Below are 15,052 nucleotides of genomic sequence, written 5' to 3'. Positions count from 1 at the left end.
GCGAGCGTCCGTGTTCCCGGGCCCGGCTGCCGGTACGGTCGCGCTCAGCAGCCCGGGCGCGGACCGGACTTGCCGGGGCGGGGAGCGTGCCCGGCGTCCGGACGGATCCGGGTGATCCCGTCCTCACCGGCGGGCCCGTGGCCGGACTTGTCGACGACGTAGGCGGTTCCGCCCTCGCCCACCTCGACGTGGTTGGGGTACGCCTGGGAGGTCACCGTCCGAACGACGGTCCCCGCCCGCGGATCGACGAGCGACACGCTCGCCGCCAGGCGGTTGGCCACCAGGACGCGGCCCGAACACGGGTCGGCCGCCACGGACTTCGCACCGCCCCGGTGGCCACGGACCTGATGACCCGGCCTCCGCGCAGGTCGACGACCGACACGGTGCCCGCCGTCTGGTCGGCGGTGTAGGCGGTACGGCCGTCGGCGGACAGGGCGATCGACAACGGCCCCTGTCCGGTGGGGATCAGCCGCGGGTCACGGGAACCCCGGGTGACCTGCATGATCCTGCTGTGGGTGTGATCGGAGGCGTACACCGTGCCCGTCCGCTCGTCCAGCGCGAGCCCCGTCGGCCCGGCACCCTCCACGGTGACGCGTCCGGTCTCCTCGAACGTACGGCTGTCGTAGCGACGAGCGTTCCGTCGCCGAAGGCGCTGGCCCACACGGTGTCGTGCCGCTCGTCGACGACGACCTCGCGGGCGTGGGCGACGTCGTGGCGGGTCGCGAGGTGTTCGCCCGTCCGCTGGCTGTAGACGGCGACGGAGTTGCTGCGGGTGTCGGTCACCCAGACGGTGTTGTGCTCGTCGTCCACGTCGATGCCGTAGACGGCCTCGACGGTGTCCGTGACGGGAGGGGAGTACGCCGCCTCTACCTCCAGGGTGTCCGGGTCGATCCTGAGCAGGCGCGAGCTGGTGAGGGGGGCCGGGGGCTGCCCCACGGCGGCGGTGGCCCACAACACGTCGTTCCGAGCGGAGTAGGCGGACTGGTACAGGCCCGGGACGAGCGGCGCCGAGGTGACGGGTGATCCGGGACCGGCCACCGTGCCGGCCCGTGCGCCGGTGTCGGCGGCAGCCCGGCGGGCACGGAGGTCGGGCGTGGACATGGTGTGCTGGTCTCCCTGGAGGGCGCGCTGCCCTCGGCGCGCGGCAGGCGGCGGGAGGACGGCGCACGACACGCGGCGGAGGGACGCCGTGCGGCCGCGTCCTCCCGCCGCTCGTTGTTGTCACGGCTGACCCGAGGCTCGCGGAGGGCACGAGTGCGAGCACGCCGAAGCGGCGGCCCGGCCGACTGTGCGGCTCCCGTGGTGGCTTCACGCCCCGAGTAGGCCTTAGGAACGCTAAGTTGATCTGCGCGCCAAGGCAACCGTGTCCGCCGTGCGTCGCCCCGTCTCAGGCCGCGCTCACCCGCCGACGTACTGCGCGAGGTGCTCGCCCGTGAGGGTGGCCCTGGACGCCACGAGATCGGCGGGTGTGCCCTCGAAGACGATCCGGCCTCCGTCGTGGCCGGCGCCGGGTCCCAGGTCGATGATCCAGTCGGCGTGCGCCATGACCGCTTGGTGGTGCTCGACGACGATGACGGACTTGCCGGAGTCGACGAGCCGGTCGAGCAGGCCGAGCAACTGCTGGACGTCGGCGAGGTGGAGACCGGCCGTCGGCTCGTCGAGGACGTAGACACCGCCCTTCTCCGCCATGTGCATGGCCAACTTGAGTCGCTGCCGCTCGCCTCCGGAAAGCGTGGTGAGCGGCTGGCCGAGGCTGAGATAGCTCAGGCCGACGTCGGCGAGCCGCACGAGGATGCGATGGGCGGCGGGTGTGTGCGCCTCGCCGCCGCCGAAGAACCTCTCGGCCTCGGCCACCGGCATCGCGAGCACCTCACTGATGTCGCGGCCACCGAAGCGGTACTCCAGGACCGCCGGCTGGAACCGCTTCCCCTCGCAGTCCTCGCACGGGGCGGAGACACCGGCCATCATCGCCAGGTCGGTGAAGACGACGCCGGCACCGTTGCAGGTGGGGCAGGCGCCCTCCGAATTGGCGCTGAAGAGAGCCGGCTTCACGCCGTTGGCCTTGGCGAACGCCTTGCGAATCGGGTCCAGCAGCCCCGTGTACGTCGCCGGATTGCTCCGTCGTGACCCCTTGATCGCGCCCTGGTCGACCGAGACGACCCCTTCACCCGCCGGGATCGACCCGTGCACGAGCGAGCTCTTGCCGGAGCCGGCGACGCCGGTGACGACGACGAGCACCCCGAGCGGCACGTCGACGTCGACCCCGCGCAGGTTGTGCGCCGACGCCCCCCGGATCCGCAGCGCGCTGGCTGGTTCGCGCACCTTCTCCTTGAGCGTGGCACGGTCGTCGAAGTGGCGGCCGGTGACGGTGCCGCCCTTCCGCAGGCCGTCGACGGTGCCCTCGAAACAGACGGTCCCGCCCGCCGTGCCGGCTCCCGGGCCGAGATCGACGACATGGTCGGCGACGGCGATCGTCTCCGGCTTGTGCTCCACGACGAGGACGGTGTTGCCCTTGTCCCGCAGTCGCAGCAACAGGTCGTTCATCCGCTGGATGTCATGGGGGTGCAGACCGATCGTGGGCTCGTCGAAGACGTAGGTGACGTCGGTGAGTGAGGAGCCGAGATGGCGGACCATCTTGACGCGCTGGGCCTCACCGCCCGACAGGGTGCCCGACGCCCGGTCGAGCGAGAGGTAGCCCAGCCCGATCTCCACGAACGAGTCGAGGGTCTGCCCCAGCGCCGTGAGCAGCGGCGCCACCGACGGCTCGGCCAGGCCCCTGACCCACGCGGCCAGATCGCTGACCTGCATCGCGCAGGCGTCGGCGATGCTGATGCCCCCGATCTTCGACGACCGGGCGGCCTCGCTGAGGCGCGTACCGTCGCACTCGGGACAGGTGGTGAAGGTGACGGCACGGTCCACGAACTCGCGGATGTGCGGCTGCATCGCCTCCCGGTCCTTGGACAGCATCGACTTCTGGATCTTGGGGATCAGGCCCTCGTAGGTGAGGTTCACGCCCTCGACCTTGACCTTCGTCGGCTCGCGGTGGAGGAAGTCCCGCATCTCCTTCTCGGTGAACTCGCCGATCGGCTTGTCCGGGTCGAGGAAGCCGGACTCCGCGTAGAGCCGTACGGTCCAGAAGCTGTCCGACTTCCAGCCGGGGATCGTGAACGCGCCCTGCGCGATCGACTTCGAGGCGTCGTAGAGCTGGGTGAGGTCGATGTCCGAGACCGTGCCCCGGCCCTCGCAGCCCGTGCACATGCCGCCGGTCCGGGTGAAGGTCGCCTTGACCGCCTTCTTGTTGCCGCGCTCGACGGTGATCGCGCCGCTGGCCCTGACCGAGGGGACGTTGAACGCGAACGCGCCGGGCGGACCGACGTACGGCTTCCCGAGCCGGCTGAACAGGATGCGCAGCATCGCGTTGGCATCGGTGGCGGTGCCGACCGTGGAACGCGGATCGCCGCCGAGCCGCTGCTGGTCGACGATGATCGCGGTCGTCAGGCCGTCGAGCACATCGACCTCGGGCCGTGCCAGCGTGGGCATGAACCCCTGCACGAAGGCGCTGTAGGTCTCGTTGATCAGCCGCTGCGACTCCGCGGCGATCGTGCTGAACACCAGCGAGCTCTTCCCCGAGCCGGACACGCCGGTGAACACGGTCAGCCGACGCTTGGGGATTTCTACGCTGACGTCCCTGAGGTTGTTCACGCGCGCGCCGTGCACGCGGATCAGCTCATGGCTGTCGGCATCGTGGAGCGCGGGCGGCCGCGGGCCGGTTCTCGGGGCCATGCTCATCATCTCTCCTGTTCACAGGGGCCTGCGTGGACGGTTTTCCGGCGGCACCTCGCGGCCCGGACCCCGTCGACGCCGAGAAGTATGTCCGGTCGTGGCCGGCCGCACGGTCGTTTCGGTGATCCACCGCGCACCCGTCCTCGTGACTCCTCGGGGCGTTCCGGCCCTCGTGACTTGTTGTCCGCCGTGCGGGAAGCGGCCGGGTGCCGGGTGCTGCGCATGGGGACCACGCTAGTCCCGGCCCCGTGGCGGCGCTTCTCGATTCCTGATCGGCCGGCCGGCGGCCGAGGGTCCGCGGTGGCACACCCGACCCCGGCGGGGTGGGTGGGAGCCTGGGAGCCGCCGTCGCCCCGCACCGCCGGCGGCGGGGAGGCGCGGCGGGCGGGGGAGTGCGGCCGTCCTGCCGCGGAGGGCGAGAGCCGCGTGACCTGTCGCACCGGATGTCGAGTGATTCTCAGCGAAGGTTGAGTGATTGCTTCCGGCAGAGCCGAGCACCGACATCGGCCACAACCCACCGACACCCCCGGCCAGGCCGTTCTCATCCACCGACCGAGAACGGCCGGACCGTAATGCAACGGCATCGCCCCTGGAACGGGCCTGCCCGGGCGTCCCAGCGTGGTGTGCGCGGGGACGCCCGGGCGGGGGTGACTGTCTGTCGGCGTCAGATGCGGACGCGGTCGCTGGGGGCTCCGGTACCCGTGGCGATGATTCCCTGGTCGGTCAGCTTGATGGTGCCGGTGGTGGCGTCGGTGGTGGTCAGCCAGGCATGGATGCTGCCGTTGGTGTCGAGGACGAGGTAGTCGGCGTGGGCGTCGCCGCCGGTGTTGGCGAAGCGGACCTGGCTGCCGGTCCAGTTGGGGGAGCCGGTGGCGATGTAACCCTTGTCCAGCCATCCGCCCCGGCCGTTCCCGCCCTGGTTGATGAAGGCGCGGGTGGCGCCGTTGGGCTCGACCACGAGGTAGTCGGCCCTCGCATCGCCGCCGACGTCGGCGAACCTCGCCTGATCGCTGGTCCAAGCAGCGGAGCCGCTGGCGATGATTCCCTGGTCGGTCAGCTTGATGGTGCCGGTGGTGGCGTCGGTGGTGGTCAGCCAGGCGCGGGTGGCGCCGTCGGCATCGACTACCAGGTAGTCGGCGTGGGCGTCGCCGCCGATGTCGGCGAAGCGGACCTGGTCGCCGGTCCAGTTGGGGGAGCCGGTGGCGATGTAACCCTTGTCCAGCCATCCGCCCCGGCCGTCTCCGCCCTGGTTGATGAAGGCGCGGGTGGCGCCGTTGGGCTCGACCACGAGGTAGTCGGCCCTCGCATCGCCGCCGACGTCGGCGAAGCGAACCTGGTTGTCGGTCCAAGTGGCCGAGCCGGTGGCGATGACACCCTGGTCGCTCCACTTCCCCGGGCCGGTGTTGAGCCACGCGCGGGTGGCGCCGTTGTCGTCGACGACCAGGTAGTCGGCCAGACCGTCCCCGTTGATGTCGACGTCGTAGTCGCCGACGTTCGCCGCCCGCTTGGGCGGGGCGGGCTTGACTTCGACGGTCTCCTTGATCCAGCCGTTGCGGGCGAGGGTCGCGATGCCGTTCTGGAAGGCGTCGGCCATCTTCACGTAACCGGCGTTGTTGGGGTGGAGGTTGTCGTTGAGGTCAGCGGTGGTGAGAGCGCCCATGCTGACCTGCGTGATCCGGAATCCCTTGGAAGTACGGGCCGCGACGACGTCGGGTATCGCCTTGTTGTAGGCGTTGACGCGGGCCTGCACCGCGGGGTCGGTGGCGGGAACCAGGGAAGCCACCACGATCGCGGTGTCGGGTGAGGCCGCGTTGATCTGGTCGAGGAGGCCACCGAGGCGCTGGGGTGCGGTGCTCACCTGGTAACTGCGGTTCATGTCGTTGGTGCCGATGTGCAGCGTGATGACGTTGGGTTTCGCCTCGGCCAGCCAGGTCTCGATATTGGCCTGGAGCTGGTCGATGCGCCAGCCGGAGTGGCCTTCATGGCGAGTGCCGTCGGCATCGGTCTGCGAGCCGACGAACTCCACGGTGTCAGCGGCCCCGGCCAGCCGGTTCGCCAGCCCGGGACGGTATCCGGTGCGGGTGCCGCTGCCCACACCCAGGGTGATCGAGTCGCCCAGCGGCATGACACTGAGGCGGGGAACCGGCTTGGTGTGCTCGGAAGACGGCAGGTTCATCCTCCCCTGGGAAGGGGGCGGCAGCTCTGTGGGATCGGCGAGGTCATTGGTCACGGGGATCAGCGTGAATCTCTGGTCGATGTCGTTGATGTCGCACGGCGCCGGGAGCGCGGTCGAGGCTGTCTCGGCTTGAGCGATATCGGTTTCGAGATGCAGGCAGACACCTTGCTGGATCTGGATCTGCACCTCGTCGCCGCCCACGCTGACGATCTGCATTCCTGTTGCAGCCGATATCCCGAAGTTCTGCAGGGGGGAGGCGAGGTTCTGGAAGTACCATCCGCCGTCGGTGGCCTGCTGTACCGCCCAGTCGGCTTCCCGGTCGCCCGGAATCTCGCCGGTGAGCTTTCCGAGCCGGGAGTCGTAGCCGAGTGCGGTGCCGTTGGCAGCTACCAGTTCCGTGTGTTCATGCACTTCAGGGGTGGGTGCGGGGGCGGGGGTGGGTGCATGCCCCTGGAAGTTCAGATCCCTCCGAGCCGTGGTATTGGGAAAATCGACCGCTGTGAGCGATGAATTCCCCAGGTAGTTGAGAGCGTCGTCGATTCCGACGAAGGTGATCGCCTTGAAGCAGATGGTCCGCACACCTGTAGGACATGTGAAGCCCGCGCCGGCACTTGCCGACACGATGCCCATGGCAAACGCATTGGGCTCAGTGCCTGTGTCGTCCCGCCCCGTGGACAGGATGACGGGGCCACCGCTGTCGCCCCGCCGCCCGGCGACTGGACTGCTGTCCTTGCTGGTCACCCGCTTCTTCGCGTCCCAGCCCCACCGATAGTGATGCATCACCTCATTGCCGTTGCCGTCCGGCCCCTTGGCGAAGTAGTCCTCGCTCCGGTCGGTGATCTGGATGTTGCAGACCATCCCTGAGCGGGAACCGTCGTTGCAGATCCAGTTGCCCTTCTGAGGCAGCATCGCACCGTTGACCCAGGTCTTCTTCTGCCCACTGCTCCCTGCGTCGGCAGCGGACCCGGTCCAGATCCGAGGCTCGAACTGGGTTCCGCTCCACGGCTGCAGGGCTGCTACGTCGACGACCGGCCCCTCGACCTTCGGTGAAACCCGGGTACCGAAAGGCTGCGGCGCCCGCCCCCCGGTCGAGTCCACGACGTATCTCTCGATGCCCGAACCGGGACTGAAGCAGTGGTCGGCCGTCAGCATCACCTCCCGACCCTGGTACTTGGCCGCGAACGCCGTGCTGCAGACCGGGGAGATCATCTGCGCACCCCCCGCAGTGGGATCGGTGTTCCGCGAAGGATCGGCCAGACTGGTCTGAACCTCCCCGCCGGGGGTGACCTTCACCGGTACGCCTACAGACGCCACGGCCTGCCGCAACCGCGCCGCCTCGGCTTCGCCCCCCACTACCGACGCCCGCAGCCCGCTGCCGTCCTGCGGTCGTATCACCTTCGCGAGCTGCACATCCGCCGACTTCGCCCGCTGCGCCACCCGCGCCGATGCCGCAGACAGATCCTTCACCGAGTACTTGGCCGACCTGACCACGACCGGCGTGGCGCTGCGTGCGACGGCAGCCTTGGCGGCCGGTGTCAACGCACCGTGCCAGTACACGATGACGCGCTTGTCCTCGGGCGCGGCGATCACCCCGGCGAATGCACTGCCCTCGCTCTGGCCTGCCGAGTGCTCCAGCGCGTCGGCCGTCTCGTTCATCTTTCCCTGAACGCGGCGCAGCTGGTCCCATGAGGCGAAGGCAGCAGGAACGCCCGGTGTCTCCGCCACGGGGGAGGAGCCGGGGGACATCGGGCCCGCCACCTGTGCGTTGACCGGATCCCGCGCGAGTGTCGGGGCCACGGTGGCTCCGTGTGCCGACTCCTGCGCCAGCTCCTGGCCGGACTTCGGCTGGGAGCCGACGGAGGTGGGGGCCGGAGCGGCCAGGGCCGCTACAGCAGCCGTCACACCGGCGACACTCCCCAGCACCCGCCGCCGAGCCTGCCAGGATGATCTTCGTTCAGTTGTGTTGCGCAACATGATTTCCCTAGATGAGTGAGGGCCGACTGAACTGGCCCCCGACAGCGCGAAGGCAAGCCTCCCCACCGCAGCGTGCTCGCCCCCGGTAACGTTCTGATGATGTTTCGCTGACGCGCTCGGCTTGGCGCACCAAGCGTTCGGCAGGGCCCCGCTACCTGCCCGTTCCGCCACCTGCCCGTCCCGCCGCCTGTTGGACAGACCCGGAGGGGACGCGGAGTGGTAGCGGTGGACGAAGCCCCTTCGGAGCACCCGGTCGTGGCCACCCTCCACGCGCGCACCCACACCCGCACTCCCGCCGAGGTCCTCGACGAGGAGGCGTACGAGTGGACACGGGACCCGCAGCTCCTCACCGACGCCGAATGCCTCCGGCCCTACGCCGTGGGCATCGACGTGAACACCGCGTTCCTCGCCGCCGCCAACCGGCTGGTGGTGGGCCTCGGCGGTCCCGTGCACGTCACCGCTCCCGCCTTCGACAAGAAGACGCCCGGCTCCTGGCTGGTCGACCTGTCGGGCATCGAGCTCGATCCGCGCCTGCCGTCCCCCTTCACGTCTCACGGGGCCCGGCCCGACGGCCCCGCCTGGTACGCGACCCCGACCGTCGCCTACGCCCAGGAGCTCGTCGACACCTACCGGCTGCCGGTACGGATCCGGCCGTCGGAGGCATGGGTGCGCACGGAGGCCGGCCCCTACCTGGATCCCTGGTACGCCCGTCTCGCTGAGGCGTACAAGACCACGATGGCCGACCTCGGTGTCACGTCCGGCATGCCGGAGGAGGAGTTCCTGGCGGCCATGCGGCGGCACAAGGAGACCGATCCGGGTGCGGCGGCGGTCCTCTCGGCGATCAAGTCGACGGTCAAGGGAGGCATCGGGAAACTGCGAGAACGCCCCCAGGGAGCGCGGTACAGGTTCGGGGAACGCTGGCCCGCCCTGGAGCGTCCCACGTGGCGGCCCGACATCCGGGCCGCCGTCATCTCGGCCGCGCGGGTCAACATGCACCGCAAGCTGCTCAAGACGGCCCTCGCCACCCAGCAGGGCCCGCCGCCGGCCGGCCGCCTGACCCTCCAGGACGACGCCCTCCTGCCGATCGCCCTGCTCTCCGACTGCGCGGTCTACCTCTCGGACGGCCCCAGCCCCCTGGACGTGCTGCCGCGTACCGCCGAGGGGAAGCCGGCACCCGGCACCTTCCGGCTCGGGGTGTCACCCGGCATGGTCAAGCACGAGGGAACCCGGGACACTCTGTGGGCCGTGGGGATGCTCGACCAGGGCCTGAACCCGGCGCGTCACATCAAGGGCGACGAGCACGACGACCAGGAGACGGGGGAGTAGGGGATCCGCATGGGCATCCTGGGCGAGAGCCTCGACAAGGCGGTGGCGAACACCGCGACCAGACCGGCACCCAAGTCGGCCGGCGCTCAGATGCGCTATCTGGTCAAGCAGCTCAAGGGGACGAGAGCCGTGGCCCGGGCCCTGGGCATCTCCCAGCGCACGGTGGAGCGTTACGTCCGCAACCAGATCAGGACACCGCGGCCGGACCTCGCCGCGCGTCTCGCCGGAGAAGTCCGCCGGCGGTGGCAGCCACGGGTGAGGGAGCGGGCGAAGAGGACCGCCGCGTCGACCACCGGCATCGTCGTCGAGACCAGGGCCCGCTTCGGCTTCAGCGCCGCGCCGGGCACGACCGACGACGGGCGCGTCCGGCGTATCACCCAGCACCTGCCGGCGGAGTACGCCGCACGCCTCTTCGACGCCCAGGCCGCCGGTGCCTCCGAGCAGCAGCTCCGGGTGGTCATCGCCGAAGGGCTCCAGGAGCAGTACTTCAAGGACAGCGGCCGCCGCGCTCCCGGCCTCCAGGTCGAATTCACCGACATCGACTACGTGGAGCTGGACTTCTAGACCGCCGGCCACGCCGTCCGCGTGAGCCGACGCGCGAAACCGCCGTACGGGCGGGCCCGTTGCCCCGGTGGAGTGGGGTGCAGGCGGGCACGCTCGTGGGCGCCGGCCGGTCGCTCATCGCCACGGACCCGGCTCATGCGACCGGCCCTCGCCCAGAGATCTCACCCGGGCAGGAACACCCGGCCGCCTCGGGGATGCCGGAGGTCACGACGGCCAGGGACAGCGGGCACAGGATTGGTACAGACCAGGGCGGGCATGGATCTGCCGACCCGGCCGGTGTCCGCGAGAGGAGTGCAACCGATGCGCAGCACCACCGTCCTACCGGGAGTCCCGACCCCGCCCACCGGTGCGGGGGACGTGCCACTGCACCGGCTGGAGGTGGCCGGGCCCGGCGCCCCGCCCTTCGCGGCGGGCTCGTTCGAGGAGGTGGGACCGCTGTCCCGGTGGACCCGTCCGCACCGGCACACCTTCTACGAGATGGTCCACGTGCGCGCCGGTTCGGGAGCCCACGTCGTCGATCTCGCCCGATGGCCGGTGAGGCCCCCGCAACTGGGCGTGATCCTGCCCGGTCAGGTGCACCACTGGGAGGGCGGCCGGGGCCCCGAGGGGTCGCTCGTGCTGTTCACCGACGACTTCCTGGTGGATCACCCCGGCGACCGCGAGGTGCTGCGGGCACTCGGGACGGGCCGCTGGTTCGGCCTGGACGCTGAGGACGACCGGTCGATCCGGTGCACGATCGCCGAACTGGTCGCGGAGCAACGGCAGCGTGCGCCGGGACACGAGAGCGTCCTGCGGTCCCTGCTCCACGTGCTCGTCATACGTGCCGCCCGGCTCCCGGACCGCGACGGTCAGGGCCGCGAGCAGCGCGCCCGGGGACGGGCGGCCGCCGTGGCCGAGGCCTTCACACGGCTCATCGCCGGTCCCGAGGCGGCAGGTTGGACCGTGCACGAGTGCGCCGGCCGCCTGGGAGTCACGTCCGGGTACCTCACCCAGGCGGTGCGAGCGGCCACCGGCCGGCCACCGGGGCGGTTGCTCATCGAGTCCCGCGTGTATCTGGCGCAACAGCTCCTCGCTCATACCGAGTTACCCGTGCGGCAGGTCGCCGCCCGCGCCGGGTTCGGTGACCCCGCCTACTTCGGCCGGTTCTTCCGGCGTGAGACCGGCAGCAGTCCCGGAGCCTTCCGAAAACACCACAGCCGCCCTCACCAGTCCCTCGAAACCCCTCCCGCGCCCGCCTAGTTTCGGTAGCCAAGCCCCCCCCCACAAGGAGGAGACATGGACGAAACAGGCACGCACAGCGCCGGTACGGACGGGTCCGGCACCGGACACGAAACGGATCCTCCCCGGCTCATCCACCGCAAGACGGTGCTGCGCGCGGCACTCGCGGCCACCGCCGTGATCCCCGTCGCCCTGGCCGGCGGCCCGGCCCTCGCCCGCGGTGCGGCGGCAAGCGGTACGGCACCGCAGCTCACCCCGTCGTGCGACGACGGTGACGATCCCACCCCGCAGCAGACGGAGGGCCCGTACTTCAAACCGAACTCACCACAACGCACCAGCCTCCTGGAACCCGGCCTGCCCGGCACCCCGCTCACCGTGACCGGCTACGTCTTCGGCCGCGCCTGCCTCCCCCTGTCCGGCGTCCTGCTGGACTTCTGGCAGGCCGACACGAACGGTGCCTACGACAGCAGGGGCTTCCGGCTGCGCGGGCACCAGTTCACCGACTCCCGCGGCTCCTTCGCGCTCACCACCGTGGTGCCGGGCCTGTACCCGGGACGCACTCGCCATCTCCACGTCAAGCTGCAGGCGCCCGGCCGGCCGGTCCTGACCACGCAGCTCTACTTCCCGAACGAGCCACGCAACAACACCGACACGATCTTCGACGCGCGGCTGCTCATGACGGTGCGCGACGGCGGAGGCGGCCGGGAGGCGGCGTTCGACTTCGTCCTCGACGTCCCGCAGTCCCCGGGCCCGGGTCCCACTCCCACCCCGCCGGGCGGGACCTGGGCCGTGGGCACCGCGTACCGGGCGGGAGACCGGGTCACCTACGCCGGCCGTGCCTATGCCTGCCTCCAGCCGCACACGGCCCAGCCGGGCTGGGAGCCGCCGTCGGTACCGGCACTCTGGCGGGAGGCGTGAGCTGACGGCCGGACCGGTGCACCCCGGCCTCCCGCGAGCTCAGCACCCGCGGCAGGGGACGAGCCGCGTGGCTCCGTGCCCCGCGTGCGGGGCGGGAGCACGGGGGCGGGGCGGGCCGGGGTCCTGTCGCTCAGGTGGCCGGGCGGGCCGTCCACGCGTGCCACTGCGAGGCGAGGACGATGTCGGCCAACCGCCGGTAACCGCCACCGCCCGGGTGCGCGCCGTCGCCGGCCAGGGCTTCCCGGGTCCAGGTGGCATCGCCGGCCAGCTCCGCGGTCGTGCCGATGAACGGCACGTGCCGCGACCGGCACAGGGCGGCCATCGCGTCGGCGAGTCGTGTGGCGCGTGTCAGATGGTCCTCGCCCGCGCCGGCGACGGGCGGTGGGCCGACGACGAGAGGTAGGACGCTGTCGCGTCGGCAGTCGTCCAGGATCGAGGCCAGGTTCCGCACGCAGCGGTCCGGTCCGACGCGCACCGAGCCGTTCTCCCGCACGGTGTCGTTGCTGCCGAACGAAACGACGAGCCGGTTGTCGCCACCGGGGAGCGTGCGCGGCAGCACCTCCTGCCGCCACCGGCGCAGCACGTCCTCGGAGGTGTCGCGGCGGATGCCGAGGTTGAAGGCGGTGACCTCCCCGTCGGTCTCCTGCAGCACGCGGCCCACCCACCCCCGGTATTCCGGGTCGCCCACCCCCTGCACGAAGGAGTCCCCGATGAAGCAGATCCGCGTGTCCGCGTTCATGAGGCCCGCGCTCCCGCATCGTCCGCGACGAGATCGATGCTGAAGGCCACCCGGTCGAGGCCCGGCCCGTCGTAGTCCGCCCGCACGGCCGAGGCGGTGAACCCCAGCCGGGTGTGGAAGTCCCGCGACGCGGTGTTCTGGGGGCTGGTGACGCAGTGCACGTGACGGCGGCCCCGCGACCGGGCGAGCGCGAAGAAGGCCCGGTACAGGGCCCGTCCCAGCCCTTGCCCGCGCAGTGCGGGATCGACGCCGGCGAAGTGCACGTAGGCCACCTCGGGTTCCGTCTGCGACAGGAAGGCGACCAGGAAGGCCGCGATCTCCCCACCGTCGCGTTCGATCAGGTAACTGGTGGTGGTGAAGTGCTGGAAGTACAGCCGGGGAAGGAGCAGCGCACGCTCCATCGAGCCCGCCTCGCCCTTCAGGCCGCCCCACCACGCGTCCAGCACCTCGAGCACCCGCGGATGGTCGTCCGGAGCCATGTGCCGAGCCGTCAGCCCGGCAGGGAGTTCGTCGATCACCCGTTCACTCTGTCACCCGGAGTGGTAAGGGCCAACCGGATTCGGCTCGGCGGCGTCCCGTGCGTTCCCACGTGCGGACGTGCTCGGCGGTGACGTATTCGCGGGCGTACCGGCGCATCGCAGTGGCCGGGCACACGGAAGCGGGTCGAAAGGATCCGGAACATGCCCCGGCCCCGCGGGCCGTGACCTGCCCGGCACGCCGGCAGGGCGCGACCGGCACGCCGCGCCGGCCGCCGACGGCGCGGGCAACTACCGTCGGCGGCATGGACAGTGATCGCCCGGGCTGGCGCCAGTGTTACCTCGGTGGGGCGGTGTTCGCCGTCTGCATGGCCGGTACTACGCTTCCGACCCCCCTCTACGGCCTCTACCGGCAGGAGTTCGGATTCTCCGAACTCGTGGTGACCCTCGTGTACGCCGTCTACGCCTTCGGCGTCATCGGAGTGCTGTTGGCGGTGGGCAACGCCTCCGACGCCGTGGGAAGGCGGCCGGTCCTGCTGGCGGGTCTTGGCTGCGCCGCCGCGAGCGCCGTGTGCTTCCTCGGCGCGGAGGGCACGGCCTGGCTGTACGCCGGGCGCCTGCTGTCGGGCCTGTCCGCGGGCCTGTTCACCGGGGCTGCCACCGCCTACGTCATGGAACTGGCGCCGGGCGGCGGCGGTTCCAGGGCCTCGCTCGTGGCGACGGCGGCCAACATGGGCGGGCTCGGTTGCGGTCCGCTGCTCGCCGGCATCCTCGCCCAGTACGCCCCCTGGCCCCTGCACCTGCCGTTCGCCGTGCACCTGGCCCTGCTGGCGGGCTCGGCCGCCGTCCTGCTGGGCCTGCGCGAGACAGTGGACGACCTCGGGCCGCTGAGCACCGTGCGGCCCCGGTGGCCCGCCCTGCCGTCTGAGGTCAGGGCCGTGTTCGGACCAGCCGCGATCGCCTCCTTCGTGGGGTTCGCGCTGTTCGGGGTGTTCACATCGGTCAGCCCGGCGTTCCTGGCCGAGGCCCTGGCCGTGTCCAGCCACGCGGTGAGCGGACTGGTGGTCGCGCTGGCCTTCTTCGCCTCGATCGCCGGACAGGCCGCCGTCGGTCCGCTCGGTGTGCGCCGGTCACTGCCGCTGGGCTGCGCGCTCCTCCTGACGGGGCTGGCCCTGCTGGCCGGCGCCCTGTGGTGGGAGTCGCTGCCGCTGGTGGTGGCGAGCGCGCTCGTCGGGGGCGCAGGGCAAGGGCTGGCGTTCCGCGGGGCGGTGTCCGCGGTGGCGGGGGCCTCGCCGGGGGACCGGCGTGCGGCGGTGATCTCGACGCTGTTCGTGGTGGCCTACGCGGGCATCTCCCTGCCGGTGATCGGCGTGGGGGTCCTCGTCGGCCCCGTCGGTCTGGAAGGGGCGGGGCTGGTGTTCATCGCCTGCATGGCCGTGCTGGTGTCCACCGCCGCCGTCTACCTGCTCCGGCGCCCGTTGCCGGCAGGCGCCTGAAGTGGCGGTCGGCGTACCGTCGTCCGCCGCGGCCCCGGTGCGCGGGTGTCCCGCCGAGGACACGGACACGGCGAGGCGCCCGCGCACCGGGAGGGCCGAGCGGGAAGCGGCGGGTGGAACCTCGGCTGCGGGAACCTCCCCGCGACGTGTCCGGGCGGGCGGATCGTCGTTGAGCAGGGCATGAATCTGCGGTCGATGGTGCTGGCGGTCGTTGTCCTCACGTGCGCGACCGGCTGTGTGTCGGTGCCGGCCGCACCGCACACCCCGGGAAGGCAGGCCGTCTCCGCGCGGCCCCGGCCCGTCCCCGCCGCGCAGGGTTCGGCGGCCCCCGACGCGCCACCCGCCGCCCACGGTGCCTCGGGGCGCGACGGGGAGCGGCGGG

Annotated in this window: 10 protein-coding genes and 2 pseudogenes; 6 read left to right on the top strand and 6 right to left on the bottom strand. The window is 71.4% G+C overall.

Going from position 1 to position 15,052, the window contains the following annotated elements; all coding sequences use genetic code 11:
• Nucleotides 1–44: 44 nt before the first annotated feature.
• The 4 genes from ABZ371_RS17595 to ABZ371_RS17580 form a co-directional block, all read right to left on the bottom strand.
• Nucleotides 45–314 carry a hypothetical protein gene (locus ABZ371_RS17595; protein WP_358679999.1) on the bottom strand — a complete coding sequence of 90 codons (270 nt, stop codon included), beginning with the start codon at nucleotides 312–314 and terminating at the stop codon, nucleotides 45–47.
• Nucleotides 315–465: 151 nt separating this feature from the next.
• Nucleotides 466–1,101 carry a hypothetical protein gene (locus ABZ371_RS17590; RefSeq protein ID WP_358679996.1) on the bottom strand — a complete coding sequence of 212 codons (636 nt, stop codon included), beginning with the start codon at nucleotides 1,099–1,101 and terminating at the stop codon, nucleotides 466–468.
• Between the two features lie 297 nt (nucleotides 1,102–1,398).
• Nucleotides 1,399–3,783 carry an excinuclease ABC subunit UvrA gene (locus ABZ371_RS17585; RefSeq protein ID WP_358679993.1) on the bottom strand — a complete coding sequence of 795 codons (2,385 nt, stop codon included), beginning with the start codon at nucleotides 3,781–3,783 and terminating at the stop codon, nucleotides 1,399–1,401.
• 664 nt (nucleotides 3,784–4,447) lie between these two features.
• Nucleotides 4,448–7,615, bottom strand: a complete 3,168-nt coding sequence (locus tag ABZ371_RS17580; RefSeq protein ID WP_358679990.1) for a GDSL-type esterase/lipase family protein — start codon at nucleotides 7,613–7,615, stop codon at nucleotides 4,448–4,450.
• A gap of 549 nt (nucleotides 7,616–8,164) precedes the next feature.
• Here ABZ371_RS17580 and ABZ371_RS17575 point away from each other — a divergent pair.
• The 4 genes and pseudogenes from ABZ371_RS17575 to ABZ371_RS17560 form a co-directional block, all read left to right on the top strand.
• A pseudogene (locus tag ABZ371_RS17575) lies at nucleotides 8,165–9,259 on the top strand (transcriptional regulator); the annotation flags it as partial.
• 9 nt (nucleotides 9,260–9,268) lie between these two features.
• The gene (locus ABZ371_RS17570) at nucleotides 9,269–9,823 is read left to right on the top strand and encodes an XRE family transcriptional regulator (protein WP_358679987.1); all 555 of its coding nucleotides are present in this window, start codon (nucleotides 9,269–9,271) and stop codon (nucleotides 9,821–9,823) included.
• Nucleotides 9,824–10,123: 300 nt separating this feature from the next.
• Nucleotides 10,124–11,062: an AraC family transcriptional regulator gene (locus tag ABZ371_RS17565; RefSeq protein WP_358679984.1), complete on the top strand. Its 939-nt coding sequence runs from the start codon at nucleotides 10,124–10,126 to the stop codon at nucleotides 11,060–11,062.
• A gap of 111 nt (nucleotides 11,063–11,173) precedes the next feature.
• Nucleotides 11,174–11,959, top strand: coding sequence for a carbohydrate-binding protein (locus tag ABZ371_RS17560; RefSeq protein WP_358680002.1), 786 nt, complete (start codon nucleotides 11,174–11,176; stop codon nucleotides 11,957–11,959).
• Between the two features lie 130 nt (nucleotides 11,960–12,089).
• On the opposite strand, the gene ABZ371_RS17555 is transcribed toward ABZ371_RS17560, so the two are convergent.
• Together ABZ371_RS17555 and ABZ371_RS17550 are read right to left on the bottom strand one after the other, a co-directional pair.
• Nucleotides 12,090–12,698 (bottom strand): GDSL-type esterase/lipase family protein, encoded by a 609-nt coding sequence (locus ABZ371_RS17555; RefSeq protein WP_358679981.1) that lies wholly within the window; start codon nucleotides 12,696–12,698, stop codon nucleotides 12,090–12,092.
• On the bottom strand, nucleotides 12,695–13,216 hold the full coding sequence (locus tag ABZ371_RS17550) for a GNAT family N-acetyltransferase (RefSeq protein ID WP_358679978.1): 522 nt from the start codon (nucleotides 13,214–13,216) through the stop codon (nucleotides 12,695–12,697). Before ABZ371_RS17550 ends, ABZ371_RS17555 begins: the two co-directional genes overlap by 4 nt.
• A gap of 263 nt (nucleotides 13,217–13,479) precedes the next feature.
• Between ABZ371_RS17550 and ABZ371_RS17545 the strand changes: the two genes are divergently transcribed.
• Together ABZ371_RS17545 and ABZ371_RS17540 are read left to right on the top strand one after the other, a co-directional pair.
• Nucleotides 13,480–14,670, top strand: a complete 1,191-nt coding sequence (locus ABZ371_RS17545; protein WP_358679975.1) for an MFS transporter — start codon at nucleotides 13,480–13,482, stop codon at nucleotides 14,668–14,670.
• Between the two features lie 180 nt (nucleotides 14,671–14,850).
• A pseudogene (locus ABZ371_RS17540) lies at nucleotides 14,851–15,052 on the top strand (hypothetical protein); the annotation flags it as partial.

Source organism: Streptomyces sp. NPDC005899, from assembly GCF_040629645.1.
Taxonomy (GTDB): Bacteria; Actinomycetota; Actinomycetes; order Streptomycetales; family Streptomycetaceae; genus Streptomyces.
Note: the sequence above shows the minus strand (reverse complement) of the source record. Positions and strands in the feature narration are given on the sequence as shown.